This is a genomic window from Citrobacter sp. Cf118, from assembly GCF_030334095.1.
In the GTDB taxonomy this organism is placed as follows: Bacteria; Pseudomonadota; Gammaproteobacteria; order Enterobacterales; family Enterobacteriaceae; genus Citrobacter; species Citrobacter freundii.
Map to the genome: position 1 here is coordinate 1 of NZ_JAOWES010000070.1, position 17596 is coordinate 17596.

Sequence of the window (17596 nt, forward strand, 5' to 3'; positions counted from 1 at the left end):
CGAAGCCGAAGCTGGGGTACCCGCCCGTGAACTCTGCCGCAAGCATGCCATTTCCGATGCCACGTTTTACACCTGGCGTAAGAAGTATGGCGGTATGGAGGTGCCTGAAGTTAAGCGCCTGAAGTCGCTTGAGGAAGAGAACACCAGACTCAAGAAGCTGCTTGCCGAAGCCATGCTGGATAAAGAGGCGCTTCAGGTGGCTCTTGGGCGAAAGTACTGACGACAGACCAGAAGCGGGAAGCCGTGATGTTGATGTGTGATGCGACCGGTCTGTCGCAACGTCGTGCCTGCAGGCTTACAGGTTTATCCCTGTCGACCTGCCGCTATGAGGCTCACCGTCCGGCTGCTGATGCGCATTTATCAGGGCGCATCACTGAGCTGGCACTGGAGCGCAGGCGTTTTGGCTACCGTCGTATTTGGCAGTTGCTGCGCCGTGAAGGGCTTCATGTTAATCATAAGCGCGTGTACCGGCTTTATCACCTCAGTGGCCTGGGCGTAAAACGCAGAAGACGTCGTAAAGGGCTGGCAACAGAACGTCTGCCGCTGCTCCGTCCGGCGGCGCCCAATCTGACCTGGTCGATGGATTTCGTCATGGACGCACTTTCCACCGGTCGCAGGATCAAGTGTCTTACCTGCGTCGATGATTTCACAAAGGAATGCCTGACGGTCACTGTTGCCTTTGGGATTTCAGGCGTTCAGGTCACGCGTATTCTGGACAGCATTGCACTGTTTCGAGGCTATCCGGCGACGATAAGAACTGACCAGGGGCCGGAGTTCACTTGCCGTGCACTGGATCAATGGGCCTTTGAGCATGGTGTTGAGTTGCGCTTAATCCAGCCGGGCAAGCCAACGCAGAACGGATTTATTGAGAGCTTTAACGGACGATTTCGCGATGAATGTTTGAATGAGCACTGGTTCAGCGATATCGTTCATGCCAGGAAAATTATTAATGACTGGCGGCAGGATTATAACGAATGCCGCCCGCACTCCACGCTGAATTATCAGACACCGTCTGAATTTGCAGCGGGCTGGAGAAAGGGTCATTCTGAGAATGAAGATTCCGACGTTACTAACTGAGTGTTGTATCTAATCGTGGGGGCAGGTCACCCGTGCTGGACATGACGAAAGATATCGATATGGATCTCCAGCCCGGTACGCCAATGATGCCGAATAAACCGGCAATACTCATTTGGTATCGCAATCATTCATTACAGAACAGCGGCGTTTTTGCCACCCTGAATGTTAACCTGGCACCCTATCTTCTCTATAACGCTCGGCAAGATGATTTCAACGGTGTGGCACTCATCGTCGGGAAGACGGCTATCACCACGTTTTCCAAACAATTAATCCCCGTGTCTGAACTCCCTGCTCTCCCATCATATACTGCAGCCTTGTCTACATTCCCGTTGGAGGTGCGTTTTTACGCGGATCGGTGGACGTATAAAGATGTGGGATACGCCATCATGCTCGGATGCATGGCTGGGATCATGACCGCTCTCCTTCTCTGGTACTACATCTATGCCGTCCGTTTACGCCCGGGGAAAGATATCCTTAACGCCATCAAACACAATCAGTTTTATGTGGTGTACCAGCCCGTGGTAGAGGTGCAAACGCTGGAGGTGAAAGGTGTTGAGGTACTATTACGCTGGCATCACCCGACCACCGGTGAGATCCCACCGGATGCCTTTATTCATTACGCAGAATCACAGAAAATGATTGTGCCGCTAACCCAGCACCTCTTTAAGTTGATAGCCCAGGACGCGCCGATGCTGCAAAATGTATTGCCCGAGGGCGCAAAACTGGGGATCAATATCGCGCCAACGCACTTACACGGCGAGACGTTTAAAGATGATATTCAACGCCTGTACGCCTGCCTTCCCGCGAACTATTTTCAACTGGTGCTGGAAATCACCGAGCGGGATATGCTGCATCAAAACAAGGCAATCGAACTATTTGAATGGCTGCATTCAGCAGGTTTTGAGATTGCCATTGATGATTTTGGCACCGGTCATAGCGCACTTATTTATCTGGAACGCTTTACCGTTGACTACCTGAAAATCGATCGCGGCTTTATTAACGCCATTGGGACGGAAACCCTGACCTCTCCGGTTCTGGACGCCGTGTTGACACTCTCTAAACGTCTTAATATGCTGACGGTTGCTGAAGGGGTAGAAACACCTGAGCAAGCCCGTTGGCTGCGCGAACGTGGAGTACATTTTTTCCAGGGATACTGGATTAGCCGACCATTAAAGCTTGCTGATTTCGTGCGTTGGATGGCACAGCCCAATAAGCCGACGTGGTGATCGCAGTATGCGATTCATATACTCTCACTCGCCACTACATCTCTTATCTTTCAGGCATGATGCCCATCGGGTTGTGGCAGGAAAAGGAAATCGCTTTTATATGATCCCTCGCGTACTGCTTCTGTTTATCACCCTCATCGGGTTTAACGCTCAGGCGCAATCCATCAAAGAAAGCTATGCTTTTGCTGTACTGGGTGAACCTAAGTACGCATTTAACTTTAATCACTTCGATTATGTTAATCCCGCAGCCCCTAAAGGTGGTCAAATCACCCTCTCCGCCATTGGCACATTTGACAACTTTAACCGCTATGCAATGCGCGGTAATCCAGGCGCACGTACCGAAACGCTTTACGATACGCTGTTTACAACCTCTGACGATGAGCCTGGTAGCTATTACCCGCTCATTGCCGACAGCGCACGCTATGCTGACGACTATTCCTGGGTAGAAATTGCCATTAATCCACGAGCGCGTTTTCACGATGGATCACCCATTACCGCCCGCGACGTCGCATTCACCTTCCACAAATTTATGACTGAAGGCGTGCCACAGTTTCGTCTGGTCTACAAGGGAACAACGGTAAAAGCCATCGCGCCATTAACCGTACGCATTGAATTAGCCAAACCGGGTAAAGAGGACATGCTCAGCCTGTTTTCATTACCCGTGATGCCAGAGAAGTACTGGAAAGACCATAAGCTCAGCGATCCCTTATCATCGCCACCGCTCGCCAGCGGCCCTTATCGCATTACCAAATGGAAGATGGGCCAGTATATTGTCTATTCGCGCGTCAAAGATTATTGGGCCGCTAATCTACCCGTCAATCGTGGACGCTGGAACTTCGATACCATCCGCTACGACTATTATCTGGATGATAACGTCGCCTTTGAAGCGTTTAAGGCCGGTGCGTTTGATCTGCGTCTTGAAAATGATGCCAAAAACTGGGCGACGCGTTATACCGGGAAAAATTTTGCGAATCATTACATCATCAAAGATGAACAAAAAAATGAATCCGCCCAGGATACGCGCTGGCTGGCTTTTAATATTCAGCGTCCGGTGTTCAGTGACCGACGGGTGCGGGAAGCCATCACGCTGGCCTTTGATTTTGAATGGATGAATAAAGCCCTGTTCTATAACGCCTGGAGCCGGACCAACAGCTATTTTCAGAATACCGAATATGCTGCGACAAAATACCCCGATGCAGATGAACTGGTGGTACTCGCGCCCTTGAAAAAAGATCTCCCTCCTGAGGTCTTCAGCCAAATCTATCAGCCGCCAAAATCAAAAGGCGATGGCTACGATCGTGAGAACTTGCTGAAAGCCGATACCTTACTGGAACAAGCCGGATGGGTACTCAAGGGGCAGCAGCGCGTAAACAGCGTCAGCGGTAAACCTCTGAGCTTTGAACTATTGCTCCCGGCGGGCAGCAACAGTCAGTGGGTGTTGCCGTTCCAGCACAACCTGCAACGCTTAGGCATTACCATGAACATCCGCCAGGTTGATAACTCACAAATTACCAACCGCTTACGCAGTCGCGACTATGACATGATGCCAAGGTTGTATCGCGCAATGCCGTGGCCGAGTTCAGACCTGCAAATTCTGTGGGCTTCTCAATATATTGACTCCAGCTATAACGCCCCCGGTGTGCGAAGCCCGGTTATCGATAAGCTGATCGGTCAAATCATTGCCGCGCAAGGTGATAAAGCCAAACTGATCCCACTCGGCCGGGCACTGGACAGAGTTTTAACCTGGAATTACTACATGTTGCCGATGTGGTTTATGGCCGAGGATCGTATTGCCTGGTGGGACAAATTTTCGCATCCGGCTATTCGCCCAATTTATACCATTGGCCTCGACAACTGGTGGTATGACGTCAACAAAGCGGCGAAACTGCCCGCAGCCAGACGGCAGGGAGAATAGATGGGCGCTTATCTGATTCGACGTTTGCTGCTGGTGATCCCAACGCTTTGGGCCATCATCACCATCAACTTTTTTATCGTGCAAATTGCCCCCGGCGGTCCGGTTGAACAGGCCGTCGCCGCCATTGAGTTCGGGCAAAGCGGGGCATTACCTGGCGCGGGTAGCGAAGGCGTTCGCGCCAGCCATGCGCAAACCGGCGTTGGTAACATCAGCGACAGTAATTATCGCGGCGGCCGGGGTCTGGACCCGGAAGTTATCGCGGAAATCACTCGGCGCTACGGGTTCGATAAGCCCATTCATGAGCGTTATTTCAAAATGCTTTGGGACTATATTCGTTTCGATTTCGGCGACAGCCTGTTTCGTAGCGCCTCTGTGCTGACGCTTATCAAAGACAGCCTGCCGGTTTCCGTTACGCTGGGCCTATGGAGTACGCTCATCATCTATCTGGTGTCGATACCGCTTGGGATCCGCAAAGCGGTTCACAACGGCAGCCGGTTTGATGTCTGGAGTAGCGCATTTATTATTATTGGCTATGCCATTCCGGCCTTTCTGTTTGCCATTTTGCTGATCGTCTTTTTTGCCGGGGGCAGCTACTACGACCTGTTCCCGCTGCGCGGGCTGGTTTCCGCCAATTTTGACTCCCTGCCCTGGTATCAGAAAGTGACCGACTACCTTTGGCATATTACCCTGCCGGTGCTGGCGACGGTAGTTGGTGGGTTTGCCGCGCTGACTATGCTGACCAAGAACTCATTTCTGGATGAGGTGCGCAAACAGTATGTCGTCACCGCACGCGCTAAAGGAGTCAGCGAGAAAAATATTCTGTGGAAACATGTGTTTCGCAATGCCATGTTGCTGGTGATCGCCGGCTTCCCGGCGACGTTTATCAGCATGTTTTTTACCGGTTCGCTGCTGATTGAAGTGATGTTCTCGCTTAACGGTCTGGGACTACTGGGGTATGAATCCACCGTATCACGCGACTACCCGGTAATGTTTGGCACACTCTATATCTTCACCCAGATCGGTCTGCTGCTGAATATCCTCAGCGACATCAGCTATACGCTGGTCGATCCCCGTATTGATTTTGAGGGACGCTAATGTCGCGATTAAGCCCCGTCAATCAGGCCCGCTGGGCGCGCTTTCGCCACAACCGTCGCGGCTACTGGTCGCTGTGGATTTTTCTGGTGCTGTTCGGTCTTAGTCTGTGTTCAGAACTGATTGCCAATGATAAGCCGTTACTGGTGCGCTACGACAATAGCTGGTATTTCCCCCTGTTCAAAAACTACAGTGAAAGCGACTTCGGCGGACCGCTGGCGACCCGAGCTGATTATCAGGATCCGTGGCTACAGCAGCGCCTGGAAAACCAGGGCTGGATCCTGTGGGCACCAATACGCTTTGGGGCCACCAGCATTAACTTTGCCACCGATAAGCCCTTCCCTTCCCCGCCTTCTGCACAAAACTGGCTGGGAACAGACGCCAACGGCGGTGATGTACTGGCACGGATCCTCTACGGCACACGTATTTCGGTCTTATTTGGCTTAATGCTCACCCTGTGTTCGAGCGTGATGGGCATTATGGCTGGCGCAATACAGGGCTATTATGGCGGCAAGGTGGACCTGTGGGGGCAACGATTCATTGAAGTTTGGTCCGGTATGCCAACACTGTTTCTCATCATTCTACTGTCGAGCGTTGTCCAGCCTAACTTCTGGTGGCTGCTGGGTATTACGGTGTTGTTTGGCTGGATGAGCCTGGTTGGCGTGGTGCGCGCGGAGTTTTTACGTACCCGAAACTTTGATTATATTCGTGCCGCTCAGGCGCTCGGCGTGAGCGATAGCAGTATTATTCTGCGCCATATGCTACCCAATGCGATGGTTGCCGCTCTGACCTTTTTACCGTTTATTTTGTGCGCCTCGATAACCACTCTAACCTCGCTGGATTTTCTTGGGTTTGGCTTACCGCTTGGCTCGCCATCGCTCGGAGAACTTCTGTTACAGGGTAAAAACAACCTGCAGGCGCCGTGGCTTGGCATCACCGCGTTCATCTCCGTTGCCCTGCTCTTATCGCTTCTGATCTTTATTGGTGAAGCGGTACGCGACGCGTTCGATCCCAACAAGGCGATTTAAGATGACACAACCTCTGTTAGCTATTGACAATTTATCGGTAGGTTTTCGTCAACAAGAGACCGTGCGCACCGTGGTCAACAGTCTGTCACTGCGCGTTGATGCCGGACAAACGCTGGCGCTGGTGGGTGAGTCCGGCTCAGGTAAAAGCGTGACCGCGCTATCTATTTTACGGTTATTGCCCTCCCCTCCGGTCGTCTACCTTTCCGGCGACATCCGTTTTCATGGTGAATCATTACTTCACGCCGATGAGCAAACGCTTCGCGGCGTGCGGGGGAATAAAATCGCTATGATTTTCCAGGAACCAATGGTGTCACTGAACCCGCTCCACAATCTGGAAAAACAGCTTTATGAAGTGCTGTCGCTGCATAGGGGAATGCGTCGGGAGGCCGCGCGAGCAGAAATCCTGACCTGTCTGGATCGCGTCGGCATCCGTCAGGCGGCCAAACGTCTCGCAGACTACCCGCACCAACTGTCCGGCGGGGAACGCCAGCGCGTGATGATTGCCATGGCATTGCTAACACGACCGGACCTGCTGATTGCCGATGAACCGACTACCGCGCTGGACGTTTCCGTTCAGGCACAGATCCTGCAACTGCTGAGGGAACTACAGCGCGAGCTGAACATGGGATTACTGTTCATCACCCACAACCTCAGCATTGTGAAAAAGCTGGCCGATACCGTGGCAGTCATGCAAAACGGTCAGTGCGTTGAGCAAAATAAAGCAGCACAGTTGCTCACTGCGCCCACGCATCCCTACACGCAGAAGTTGCTAAACAGTGAACCTTCCGGCGACCCGGTACCTTTACCGGCCGGACAAGCCCCGCTGCTGGAAGTGGAAAAACTGCACGTCGCCTTCCCCATCCGCAAAGGTATCCTGAAGCGTGTGGTGGACCACAACGTCGTGGTTAACAATATCAGTTTCTCTCTGCGGCCCGGTGAAACGCTGGGGTTGGTAGGTGAGTCTGGGTCGGGGAAAAGCACTACCGGACTGGCGCTCCTGAGGTTAATCTCCTCACAAGGAAGTATTGTGTTCGATGGTCAGGCGCTGCATACCTTAAATCGTCGCCAGCTGTTGCCGGTCCGTCACCGTATTCAGGTGGTATTTCAGGATCCCAACTCCTCGCTTAACCCACGCCTGAGCGTGCTACAGATTATCGAGGAGGGGTTACGCGTTCATCAGCCAACCCTGTCAGCCGAACAACGCGAGGCGCAGGTGAAAGCGGTGATGACGGAAGTGGGACTGGATAGCGAAACGCGGCATCGTTACCCGGCTGAGTTTTCCGGCGGTCAGCGTCAACGTATTGCCATCGCCAGAGCATTGATTCTCAAACCTTCCTTGATTATCCTGGATGAGCCAACATCATCGCTAGACAGAACCGTACAGGCGCAAATCCTGACGTTATTAAAGTCCTTACAGGAAAAGCATCGGCTGGCTTATATTTTTATCAGCCATGATTTGCACGTAGTACGCGCGTTATGCCATCAGGTTATTGTGCTACGTCAGGGAGAGGTCGTGGAGCAAGGGCAATGCGAGCACGTATTTAACGCGCCACAGCAAGCCTATACGCGTCAGCTGTTTGCGCTAAGCTGACGCTCAAAACGGATTGTTATTTGAAAACGGCTCTGCGATGGCCACGCCGAAGTTTTTCAGTCTGCAGGTCGCGGCAAATTCATCCTGGCGATTCACAAACAGGCACGGCTCCCCTTCGCATTCCAGTACGGAACAAGGTACCTCAATGTCGCTGAGGGCCTGGCTGAGCTTATGCATGACTGACCATGCGCTATCACCATCAGGGCTGAGCAATTTGAGCGCCACCAGGCTGTTCTCATTGCTCTGACCGTTTTGCGGAATCGGTTCAACCTTTGAACCTGCGAAACCCACCGACCAACGATAGCTCTGCGGCAGACGATGAACGATTGAGAGTTGTAATGTCATCACTTTCTTTCCCTGGAAGCACAATCACTTCACAATTATTTTACATCAATATTAACACATCATTGACAATACGTCTTCAGACAGTTGGTAAACGTTTACACCCTGTCTTTATGCCGTTTTCCGAACCAGGTAATTAAAATTATTCAATGGTTCTGGCATATTTCCGGGCTATATGTACTCGTTTCTGCGATCTAACTCAACCTTTTTAACTACAATGATGTGACTTTTTACATAAATTGATTTTACATAAAATAAACATAACCAGGGGAAATGATAGATTTGCGGTTGATGTATATCAACTCTGGAGGCCTTAAGGCCTCCAGGATGTGTAATAGATCACCGTTTTTGGGCGCGACTGGCGTAAAGACAGAAGAGAATTGAACAGGTAGCGCAAAATGCGATCGACCATATCATTGGCCAGGCCGAGTTAAAGGTCGCCAGAGACAACAGCGCCCCAACGATGGCACCAATGCCGAAGCGGAATGTCCCTGCCAGCGATGACGCCGTTCCTGCCATATGTGGAAATTCATCCAGAATAACCGCCATAGCGTTAGATGACACCATCGACACACAGCCAACAAACGCAGCAACGCCCACGACCAGGGCCCAGAACCCCAACCCAAACAGTGTGCTAAAGACCATCCAGCCTGCCATCACGAACTGGATCCACAGACCGGTACGGAACATATTCAATGCCCCAACCCGACGCACAAAGCGGCTGTTGATGATAGTCATCACGAACAGAAATACGATGTTCAGTGCGAAGTAATAACCGAAATGTTGCGGTGAAACGTGGTTGATCTCAATGTAGACAAAGGGTCCGGCGCTCAGAAACGAGAACATCCCGGCAAAACTGAATCCGCTGGCCAGCATATAACTCAGCACACGTTTATGACGAAACAGCGAGGCAAAGTTGCCAATAGTAGTACGCAGGCGAAACGGCTGGCGACGCTCTACCGGCAGAGTCTCTTTGATCAGTGTAAGGATCATCACCGACGCCAGAATAGCTGCCATGGCGAGGATCCAAAAGATATAGTGCCAGCTCAGCCATACCAGCACCCAGCCACCGATAATCGGTGCCATTAATGGCGCAATTGTCGTGACCAGCATGACGAATGACATCATGCGCGAAAACTCTTCTTTCGGATAGATATCACGCATCAGGGCGTTGATAACCACGCTCGCCGCCGCCGCAGCCAGGCCGTGGAAGAAACGCATCACGATCAGTTGATCGATGGTTTGCGCCAGTGCGCAGGCCACTGCCGCCGCCGCAAACACCAGCGTCCCGCCCAGGATCACTGGCTTGCGTCCAAGGCTGTCTGCCATTGGACCATAGAACAGTTGCCCCACTGCAAACCCCAGAATATAGGTACTGAGGGTCATCTGCGCGCTACCTGCTGGCACACCAAACTGTTCAGAGATAACAGGCAGCGCCGGAAGATACATATCAATCGACAACGGCATCAACATGGCTAACAAACCAAGGATAAAGACAATGGCAATTGACGAGTTCTGCCGGGTGGTCACATTTAGCTCCTGAAATTAACGCGGGGTTAAGTTAACGCTGGCGATTTCTTCTTCAGTCAAAGGACGGTATTCACCTGGCGCCAGATCCTCATCAAGCCTGATGTTACCAATCCGTTCACGGTGCAGTTCCACAACGTGGTTACCCACCGCGGCAAACATACGTTTAACCTGATGATAGCGCCCTTCGCTGATGGTCAAGCGCACCTGAGTTGGCGTAATCACTTCCAGCACGGCCGGTTTGGTCAGGTCTTTCTCATTGTGCAACTGTACGCCATGGGCAAACTGTTCGGCGGTATCATCTGCCACTGGCGACTCCAGCGTCACCATATAGGTTTTCTCACAATGGTGACGAGGAGAGGTGATGCGATGCGACCACTGTCCGTCATCGGTCATCAGCACCAGTCCAGTGGTGTCGATATCCAGACGCCCTGCCGCATGTAGTTTGTAGGCAACCGGTTCATCAAGGAAATAGAGCACCGTCGGGTGATCGGGATCATCCGTTGAGCAAACATAACCCTGAGGCTTATTCAGCATAAAATAGCGCGGGCCATTTTGTTGAACCAAGGAATTACCGTCATATTCTACGTCGTGTTCTGGCAGCAGCTTAAAAGCGCTATTTCTGACGATTTCACCGTCGACGGTAACGCGGTTAGCACGGATCTCACGCCCGGCAATAGCGCGGCTGACGCCGAGTTGCTGAGCGATAAATTTATCAAGTCGCATGTGTGTGATTTTGCCTGTAAAAATACGAGAATCGGGTTTACGCCCGAAAAGTGGGACCGTTATCCGCCCAGTATAGCGGCGTTACACCATCCCTCAAGAGAAATGATTCATGGCATACTACTCCTTGTTATTGTTTATTATAGTGAGCCCATGATTTTTACTCTTCGCCCGTACCAAAAAGAAGCCGTGGATGCCACGCTCAACCATTTTCGCCACCACCGCACCCCGGCGGTTATCGTCCTGCCAACCGGCGCGGGCAAAAGTCTGGTGATTGCCGAGCTGGCCCGCGTGGCGCGTGGTCGCGTACTGGTACTGGCGCACGTCAAAGAACTGGTCGCACAAAACCATGCGAAATATTGTGCGCTGGGGCTGGAAGCCGATATTTTTGCCGCAGGCCTGAAGCGTAAAGAGAGCCACGGAAAAGTGGTATTTGGCAGCGTACAGTCGGTAGCGCGTAATCTGGACGCCTTTCAGGGAGAATTCTCCCTGCTTATCGTCGATGAATGCCATCGCATTGGCGATGATGAAGAGAGTCAGTATCAGCAAATCCTCACTCACCTGACCAAAGTAAATCCTCACTTACGCCTGCTCGGACTTACCGCCACACCTTTTCGTTTGGGCAAAGGCTGGATTTATCATTTTCATTATCACGGAATGGTGCGCGGCGATGAAAAAGCACTGTTTCGCGACTGCATTTATGAATTACCGCTGCGCTACATGATTAAACACGGCTACCTGACGCCGCCAGAACGCCTCGACATGCCGGTAGTGCAATATGACTTCAGCCGCCTGCAGGCGCAAAGTAACGGCCTGTTTAGCGAAGCGGACCTGAATCAGGAGCTGAAAAAGCAGCAGCGAATAACGCCGCATATCATCAGCCAGATTGTCGAGTTTGCCCAGACGCGTAAAGGGGTGATGATTTTCGCCGCCACAGTTGAACACGCCAAAGAAATTCTGGGTCTGCTGCCTGCTGACGACGCCGCACTTATCACCGGAGACACGCCTGGCGCCGAACGCGACGTGCTGATTGAAGAGTTCAAAGCCCAACGTTTTCGCTATCTGGTGAATGTGTCGGTCCTGACCACTGGCTTCGATGCCCCGCACGTCGACCTTATCGCCATTCTGCGCCCGACCGAGTCAGTTAGCCTTTACCAACAAATTGTCGGTCGTGGGCTGCGCCTGGCGCCGGGTAAAACCGACTGTCTGATCCTCGATTACGCTGGTAACCCGCACGACCTGTACGCGCCGGAAGTTGGTGCGCCGAAAGGGAAAAGCGACAACGTTCCAGTACAGGTGTTCTGTCCTGCCTGCGGCTTCGCCAACACCTTCTGGGGCAAAACAACGGCCGACGGCACGCTGATTGAGCACTTTGGCCGCCGCTGTCAGGGATGGTTTGAAGATGATGACGGCCATCGCGAACAGTGCGATTTTCGTTTCCGTTTTAAAAACTGCCCGCAGTGCAACGCGGAAAATGACATCGCCGCCCGCCGTTGTCGGGAGTGCGACACGGTACTGGTTGACCCGGATGACATGCTGAAAGCCGCGCTCAGGCTTAAAGATGCGCTGGTTCTGCGCTGCAGCGGGATGGCGCTACAAAATGGGCAGGATGAAAAAGGCGAATGGCTGAAAATTACCTATTACGATGAAGATGGCGCCGACGTCAGCGAACGCTTTCGCCTGCATACTCCCGCGCAGCGTACAGCCTTCGAGCAACTGTTTATTCGCCCGCACACCCGAACGCCTGGCATTCCCTTACGCTGGATAACCGCCGCCGATATCCTCGCCCAGCAGGCGCTGTTACGTCATCCTGATTTCGTGGTCGCGCGCATGAAAGGTCAGTACTGGCAGGTCCGTGAAAAGGTCTTCGATTATGAAGGACGCTTTCGTCGGGCACATGAATTACGCGGTTAATCGTACTTTTGATTGATGTACCACCCGTTTGAGTATAGAATCTCGCCCGCTTTTGCATACGCAAAGCAGATCACTTACCTGTTGCTGGGTCGCCTGTAGCAGGAATTATTAAAGAGAGATTTAAATGTTTACTATCAACGCTGAAGTACGTAAAGAGCAGGGTAAGGGTGCGAGCCGCCGCCTGCGTGCCGCTAACAAGTTCCCGGCAATCATCTACGGTGGCGCAGAAGCCCCGATTGCTATCGAACTGGATCACGATGCAGTTATGAACATGCAAGCTAAAGCTGAATTCTACAGCGAAGTTCTGACCATCGTTGTTGACGGTAAAGAAGTTAAAGTTAAAGCTCAGGCTGTACAGCGTCACCCGTTCAAGCCGAAGCTGTCTCACATCGACTTCGTTCGCGCGTAATCGCAAACAAGTTGAAGAAAAACCCCGCCAAGGCGGGGTTTTTTTATGGGATTTTGTAATCGATACTGATGGTTCTCGTCGACCGGATAAGGCGTTTACGCTCTCACCCGGCAAACGGTTTTATTTCCCGCCCGACGTGCGACGCTGCAGCTGGTCGCGCAGGTTCGGCGGCGTACCTTTGATGGTCAAGGTGTCCGTCGCCGGATCCCAGAAAATACGTTCACCCAGTAGCATGGCGTCGAAGTTGATGGTTAACCCACCGCCGCTTCCGGCAAATTTGGTTAACTGACGCAGCGTACTGCGATCCGCCGGGAAACTCTCTTCCAGCTCGTAGCCTTTATCAGCGGTAAATTCGCTGAAGCTAACTTCACTAACGCCGGAAAGCTCTTTGGACAGCGACTCCAGCTCGATCTCTTCACCGGCTTGTAGCTGTTCGTTGCAGTAGCTGTACACCTGCTGACGCACGTTCTGGCGTTCAGCTTTATCGAGCTGCGCCTCGGCAGTAAAGTCATCGACCGCCTGCAGTAGGCCACGGTTTTGCGCTTTGGCGTTCAGACCTTCGCTGGCACCGAGGAAATCCATAAAGAAATCGGCGACTTTGCGCCCTACCCGCCCTTTCAGGAACGTCAGATAGCGCGTGGACTCCGGATTGGTTTCCCATTCGGTTAAATCAATACGCGCCACGATATCCGCATGATTGATGTCCAGATAGTGCGTCGGATTGATATCCAGATTTTCATTGACGCGCATGCTGCTTAAATTGTTCAGCACGGCGACCAACAGATACTCTACCGCCAGATAGCGGTAATGGCAGAACAGGACAATGCCGCCGTCGGCAAAAGGATATTTCGCCAGCTCGTCCCGCAAGCGTCCGGTCGCGGCACGACTAAATGCCAGAAAATCCTCTTCGCCCTGACGCTGTAAACGCAGCGTTTGTGCCAGTTCACTCTCTTCGCTAAACAGGCCATAAGCTTTATTCTTGGCGCTATATACCCGATGCAGCTCAGCCATCATATCGACAACCGTCGCTGTCGGTTCCAGTAATGAATCGCGCAAGACCAGCTCAAGGTTCTGCTCGTCACGTTTGATAAGCTGGTGCAGGGCAATCTGGTTGATATCCAGACTCATGATAAACTCTCCTTTTAGACCGGGCGGTATTCAACCACCTGCCGGGCAGTGACGCAATAGAAGATAAAAAAGCAGAAAAAAAACTGTCTGTACGGTAATATGTTGCCCTTTCATGAACAGACTGATTTCGATTTATGCCACAAATTTCCCGCTATAGTGACGAACACGTTGAACAACTGCTGAATGAGATGCTCAACGTACTGGAAAAACATAAGGCGCCGACCGACCTTTCCCTGATGGTACTGGGAAATATGGTGACTAACCTTATCAATACAAGCATCGCACCGGCCCAGCGTCAGGCGATTGCCAACTCTTTTGCCCGCGCATTACAGTCTTCGGTAAACGACGACCAAGCGCATTAAGAGCCTGCTCCGGGGAAACGAACAACAGTTTATGGTAACTCATCGTCAGCGCTACCGTGAGAAAGTCTCCCAGATGGTTAGCTGGGGGCACTGGTTTGCCTTGTTCAACATTCTGTTGGCCGTGGTACTCGGTAGCCGTTACCTGTTTGTCGCCGACTGGCCGACAACGCTTGCAGGTCGTATTTATTCCTATGTAAGCCTGGTCGGACATTTTAGTTTTCTGGTGTTTGCCACCTATCTGCTAATCCTGTTTCCCCTGACGTTTATCGTCATGTCCCAGAGGCTGATGCGATTCTTATCAGCTATTCTGGCGACGGTGGGCATGACGCTGTTGCTAATCGACAGCGAAGTTTTCACCCGCTTCCATTTGCACCTCAACCCGATCGTCTGGGAACTGGTCATCAATCCTGACCAGAATGAAGCGGCGCGTGACTGGCAACTGATGTTTATCAGCGTGCCAGTGATTTTGTTAATTGAAATGCTGTTTGCGACCTGGAGCTGGCAAAAGCTGCGTAGCCTGACGCGTCGTCGCCACTTCGCCAAACCATTAGCCGCATTCTTCTTCATTTGCTTTATCGCCTCGCACGTGGTGTATATCTGGGCGGATGCCAATTTCTATCGCCCGATTACCATGCAGCGCGCGAACCTGCCGCTCTCCTACCCGATGACGGCGCGTAAGTTCCTGGAAAAACATGGTCTGCTGGATGCGCAAGAGTATCAGCGTCGCCTGATCGAGCAGGGGAATCCGGAAGCAGTTTCCGTGCAGTACCCGCTGAGCGAACTGCGCTATCGCGATATGGGCACCGGCCAGAACGTCCTGCTAATCACCGTCGACGGCCTGAACTATTCACGCTTTGAAAAGCAGATGCCTGCGCTGGCTGAATTCGCCGGGCAGAATATCTCCTTTACGCGTCACATGAGCACAGGCAACACCACGGATAACGGGATTTTTGGCCTGTTCTACGGCGTCTCACCAAGCTACATGGATGGGATTTTATCGACCCGAACGCCTGCGGCGTTGATTTCCGCGCTGAACCAGCAGGGTTATCAGTTAGGGCTATTCTCCTCGGATGGCTTTACCAGTCCGCTTTATCGCCAGGCGCTACTGTCAGATTTCTCCATGCCAAGCGTGCAAACGCAATCTGACGAGCAAACTGCAAGCCAGTGGATTAACTGGCTGGGACGCTACGCGCAGGAAGATAACCGCTGGTTCTCGTGGGTCTCCTTTAACGGGACCAACCTTGATGACAGCAACCAGAAGAACTTTGCCAAACGCTATGCCAGCGCCGCTCAGGATGTGGATGCCAACATCAACCGCGTTATTAGCGCCCTGCGCGACTCCGGCAAACTGAACAACACGGTGGTGATTATTACCGCAGGTCGGGGCGTGCCGCTGACGCAGGAAGAGAACAACTTTGCCTGGTCGCGAGGCCATCTGCAGGTTCCTCTGGTTATTCACTGGCCGGGAACGCCAGCACAGCGCATCAATAGTCTGACCGATCATACGGACCTGATGACAACGCTGATGCAGCGCCTGTTGCACGTCAGTACACCTGCTAACGAATACTCACAGGGGCAGGATCTGTTCAATGCAACTCGCCGCCATTACTGGGTTACTGCCGCTGACGGCAGCACGATGGCCGTTACCACACCCGAGATGACGCTGGTGCTGAACAACAACGGTAATTATCAGACCTATAATTTGCGCGGCGAGAAAATAAAAGATCAGAAACCGCAGCTAAGTCTGCTGTTACAGGTTCTGACGGATGAGAAGCGATTTATTGCTAACTGATTAATTATAAATCAGTTAGCGAGACATGCTCTTGCATTCGTAGCGGAAAGCAGTAGTATTAGCAGCCATAGCGTCGGCACGTAGCGCAGCCTGGTAGCGCACCGTCATGGGGTGTCGGGGGTCGGAGGTTCAAATCCTCTCGTGCCGACCAAAAATCCTCGAAGAACCAGCCTGTTACGGCTGGTTTTTTTATGCCAGTTTTCTAAGTGGGGAAGCTCTGGGGAATGAATGGGGAGAAACACCGCTCAAATATAGAATTTGCCAGGCATGGTAGCTGCTGTGTGTAGTCGATGATGAAAAACCGGGTGCCTGCTGACATCCACAGACACCCGTAATCACACAGCAGTGCATATTGGATACGCTATATCCGTAGCGAGTGGGTAGATTTATAGTCATTTCAAAGACAATTGTCATTAAATCTTTGTGATTGATATCTAATATTTTTAACTAAAATATTACCAATTTCATGAGTGGTTAAATAACCATCAAACAAGCATAATTATCCTTTCCCATTGGTGTGTTTCTATCTACATAATCGGGCAGTCATCAAACTCCGCGTTCCTGGCATCATTAATGATGTACGTGATAACTCCAAATATTGCGTGTGAGGAATTGTAGCCATCACCATCTTCTGGCAGCGCTCCCGTTCTCCAGATTTATTAGGTGGGGCTGAAGGTGAGTTCGGTATCGCTTGCACATATCAGCAGCGAACCATCACAGGCTGAAAGCGACGCATCCACAACAAGTAGCGCCCCTGGATTATCCCTTCCCTGAAATGTGAACGCGATGCCCGCATGAAATAAGTCGCTGCGGGCTGGCTGATTAGCTGCTGATCGAGGGAGATCCTTGTTTCAACGTAATCACTGGCAGGTGAAGGGAAGCCCATGGCTATAGTCCTCCGTTTGGATTGAACAGCTGAAAGGTACGGTTCTCCCCTTCCTGCGTTGATACATCGCGGAATGTTCTTACATACCACTCGATCCATTCGTTAGCCTGCTTCATTGTCCAGTTCCAGCTGACCTTGCTCAGTTCCTGGACAAACCGCTATGTGGTGACGGTCTTCCGGCCACTAGGTTCTTTCTGTATCGAAGCATGCCAGGCCATTTCAATATCGCTGCGTCGTGGCATCAATTAACCCCTCTTGAATACCGGATAAAAACACAGTATAAACACTGTATATACATCCAGCAAAAAAAGGCTGCAAGCAATGTTCGTGGAACTCGTTTATGACAAAAGGAATTTTGATGGTTTGCCCGGAGCAAAAGATATCATTCTGGGAGAATTGACCAAGAGGGTTCAGCGGATCTTCCCCGATGCTGATGTCCGGGTTAAACCGATGATGACACTACCGGCGATCAATACTGACGCCAGTAAGCATGAGAAGGAGCAGATAAGCCGTACTGTTCAGGAAATGTTTGAAGAGGCTGATATGTGGCTGGTTTCAGATTAAACGCCTTGAACCGTCATATT

14 protein-coding genes, 1 tRNA gene and 3 pseudogenes are annotated in these 17596 nt (G+C 51.8%); 13 read left to right on the top strand and 5 right to left on the bottom strand.

From position 1 onward, the window contains the following. The 6 genes and pseudogenes from OGX67_RS07980 to yejF all read left to right on the top strand — a co-directional run. Nucleotides 1-1077 (top strand): IS3-like element ISSen4 family transposase gene (locus OGX67_RS07980; protein WP_171866509.1). Its coding sequence is split into 2 segments (ribosomal slippage), with 1078 coding nucleotides annotated over them: nucleotides 1-215 and nucleotides 215-1077; the frame shifts between segments, so codons are not numbered across the junction. This gene is flagged as partial in the annotation. Nucleotides 1078-1106: 29 nt separating this feature from the next. Then, nucleotides 1107-2303: pseudogene (locus OGX67_RS07985) on the top strand (cyclic di-GMP phosphodiesterase); the annotation flags it as partial. A 100-nt stretch (nucleotides 2304-2403) separates the two neighbouring features. Beyond that, a complete protein-coding gene (locus OGX67_RS07990; protein ID WP_268044784.1) occupies nucleotides 2404-4218 on the top strand; it encodes an extracellular solute-binding protein in 1815 nt (604 codons plus the stop codon). Then, a complete protein-coding gene (locus tag OGX67_RS07995) occupies nucleotides 4219-5313 on the top strand; it encodes a microcin C ABC transporter permease YejB (RefSeq protein ID WP_200014843.1) in 1095 nt (364 codons plus the stop codon). Continuing rightward, on the top strand, nucleotides 5313-6338 hold the full coding sequence (locus tag OGX67_RS08000; RefSeq protein ID WP_003840055.1) for an ABC transporter permease: 1026 nt from the start codon (nucleotides 5313-5315) through the stop codon (nucleotides 6336-6338). The genes OGX67_RS07995 and OGX67_RS08000 overlap by 1 nt, the downstream gene beginning before the upstream one ends. Before the next feature lies 1 nt (nucleotide 6339). Next, complete coding sequence (gene yejF / locus OGX67_RS08005) at nucleotides 6340-7929, top strand: microcin C ABC transporter ATP-binding protein YejF (protein ID WP_257651499.1); 1590 nt, start codon at nucleotides 6340-6342, stop codon at nucleotides 7927-7929. 3 nt (nucleotides 7930-7932) lie between these two features. On the opposite strand, the gene OGX67_RS08010 is transcribed toward yejF, so the two are convergent. The 3 genes from OGX67_RS08010 to rsuA all read right to left on the bottom strand — a co-directional run bounded on the left by OGX67_RS08010 (nucleotide 7933) and on the right by rsuA (nucleotide 10524). Next, on the bottom strand, nucleotides 7933-8277 hold the full coding sequence (locus tag OGX67_RS08010) for a YejG family protein (RefSeq protein ID WP_085951589.1): 345 nt from the start codon (nucleotides 8275-8277) through the stop codon (nucleotides 7933-7935). 333 nt (nucleotides 8278-8610) lie between these two features. Continuing rightward, nucleotides 8611-9801 carry a Bcr/CflA family multidrug efflux MFS transporter gene (locus OGX67_RS08015; RefSeq protein ID WP_003027494.1) on the bottom strand — a complete coding sequence of 397 codons (1191 nt, stop codon included), beginning with the start codon at nucleotides 9799-9801 and terminating at the stop codon, nucleotides 8611-8613. Nucleotides 9802-9816: 15 nt separating this feature from the next. Then, nucleotides 9817-10524 carry a 16S rRNA pseudouridine(516) synthase RsuA gene (rsuA, locus tag OGX67_RS08020; RefSeq protein WP_257651500.1) on the bottom strand — a complete coding sequence of 236 codons (708 nt, stop codon included), beginning with the start codon at nucleotides 10522-10524 and terminating at the stop codon, nucleotides 9817-9819. 150 nt (nucleotides 10525-10674) lie between these two features. Between rsuA and radD the strand changes: the two genes are divergently transcribed. Both radD and rplY read left to right on the top strand, forming a co-directional pair. Then, nucleotides 10675-12435, top strand: a complete 1761-nt coding sequence (radD, locus tag OGX67_RS08025) for a DNA repair helicase RadD (RefSeq protein ID WP_196614900.1) — start codon at nucleotides 10675-10677, stop codon at nucleotides 12433-12435. Nucleotides 12436-12559: 124 nt separating this feature from the next. Beyond that, entirely contained in the window at nucleotides 12560-12844 is a 285-nt protein-coding gene (gene rplY / locus OGX67_RS08030; RefSeq protein WP_003027502.1) for a 50S ribosomal protein L25, read from the top strand. A gap of 120 nt (nucleotides 12845-12964) precedes the next feature. On the opposite strand, the gene yejK is transcribed toward rplY, so the two are convergent. Further along, entirely contained in the window at nucleotides 12965-13972 is a 1008-nt protein-coding gene (gene yejK / locus OGX67_RS08035; RefSeq protein ID WP_003027504.1) for a nucleoid-associated protein YejK, read from the bottom strand. Nucleotides 13973-14106: 134 nt separating this feature from the next. Here yejK and OGX67_RS08040 point away from each other — a divergent pair, with 134 nt between their 5' ends. The 3 genes from OGX67_RS08040 (at nucleotide 14107) to OGX67_RS08050 (ending at nucleotide 16277) form a co-directional block, all read left to right on the top strand. Continuing rightward, entirely contained in the window at nucleotides 14107-14334 is a 228-nt protein-coding gene (locus OGX67_RS08040) for a YejL family protein (RefSeq protein ID WP_003027506.1), read from the top strand. Nucleotides 14335-14365: 31 nt separating this feature from the next. Further along, entirely contained in the window at nucleotides 14366-16126 is a 1761-nt protein-coding gene (gene yejM, locus OGX67_RS08045; protein WP_194857557.1) for an LPS biosynthesis-modulating metalloenzyme YejM, read from the top strand. A gap of 74 nt (nucleotides 16127-16200) precedes the next feature. Continuing rightward, a tRNA-Pro gene (locus OGX67_RS08050) sits at nucleotides 16201-16277 on the top strand. 376 nt (nucleotides 16278-16653) lie between these two features. On the opposite strand, the pseudogene OGX67_RS08055 reads toward OGX67_RS08050, so the two are convergent. Continuing rightward, a pseudogene (locus OGX67_RS08055) lies at nucleotides 16654-17012 on the bottom strand (HumD family translesion DNA polymerase). Nucleotides 17013-17158: 146 nt separating this feature from the next. Between OGX67_RS08055 and OGX67_RS08060 the strand changes: the two are divergent. Both OGX67_RS08060 and OGX67_RS08065 read left to right on the top strand, forming a co-directional pair. After that, a pseudogene (locus tag OGX67_RS08060) lies at nucleotides 17159-17239 on the top strand (DinI family protein); the annotation flags it as partial. 94 nt (nucleotides 17240-17333) lie between these two features. Then, nucleotides 17334-17576 (top strand): DinI family protein, encoded by a 243-nt coding sequence (locus OGX67_RS08065; RefSeq protein WP_003845150.1) that lies wholly within the window; start codon nucleotides 17334-17336, stop codon nucleotides 17574-17576. Nucleotides 17577-17596: the final 20 nt, after the last annotated feature.

Coding starts and splice junctions, on each gene's coding strand:
- yejF (WP_257651499.1), top strand. CDS start 6,340: ATGACACAACCTCTGTTAGCTATTGACAATTTATCGGTAGGTTTTCGT.
- OGX67_RS07990 (WP_268044784.1), top strand. CDS start 2,404: ATGATCCCTCGCGTACTGCTTCTGTTTATCACCCTCATCGGGTTTAAC.
- rplY (WP_003027502.1), top strand. CDS start 12,560: ATGTTTACTATCAACGCTGAAGTACGTAAAGAGCAGGGTAAGGGTGCG.
- OGX67_RS07995 (WP_200014843.1), top strand. CDS start 4,219: ATGGGCGCTTATCTGATTCGACGTTTGCTGCTGGTGATCCCAACGCTT.
- rsuA (WP_257651500.1), bottom strand. CDS start 10,524: ATGCGACTTGATAAATTTATCGCTCAGCAACTCGGCGTCAGCCGCGCT.
- yejK (WP_003027504.1), bottom strand. CDS start 13,972: ATGAGTCTGGATATCAACCAGATTGCCCTGCACCAGCTTATCAAACGT.
- OGX67_RS08000 (WP_003840055.1), top strand. CDS start 5,313: ATGTCGCGATTAAGCCCCGTCAATCAGGCCCGCTGGGCGCGCTTTCGC.
- OGX67_RS08040 (WP_003027506.1), top strand. CDS start 14,107: ATGCCACAAATTTCCCGCTATAGTGACGAACACGTTGAACAACTGCTG.
- radD (WP_196614900.1), top strand. CDS start 10,675: ATGATTTTTACTCTTCGCCCGTACCAAAAAGAAGCCGTGGATGCCACG.
- OGX67_RS08065 (WP_003845150.1), top strand. CDS start 17,334: ATGTTCGTGGAACTCGTTTATGACAAAAGGAATTTTGATGGTTTGCCC.
- yejM (WP_194857557.1), top strand. CDS start 14,366: ATGGTAACTCATCGTCAGCGCTACCGTGAGAAAGTCTCCCAGATGGTT.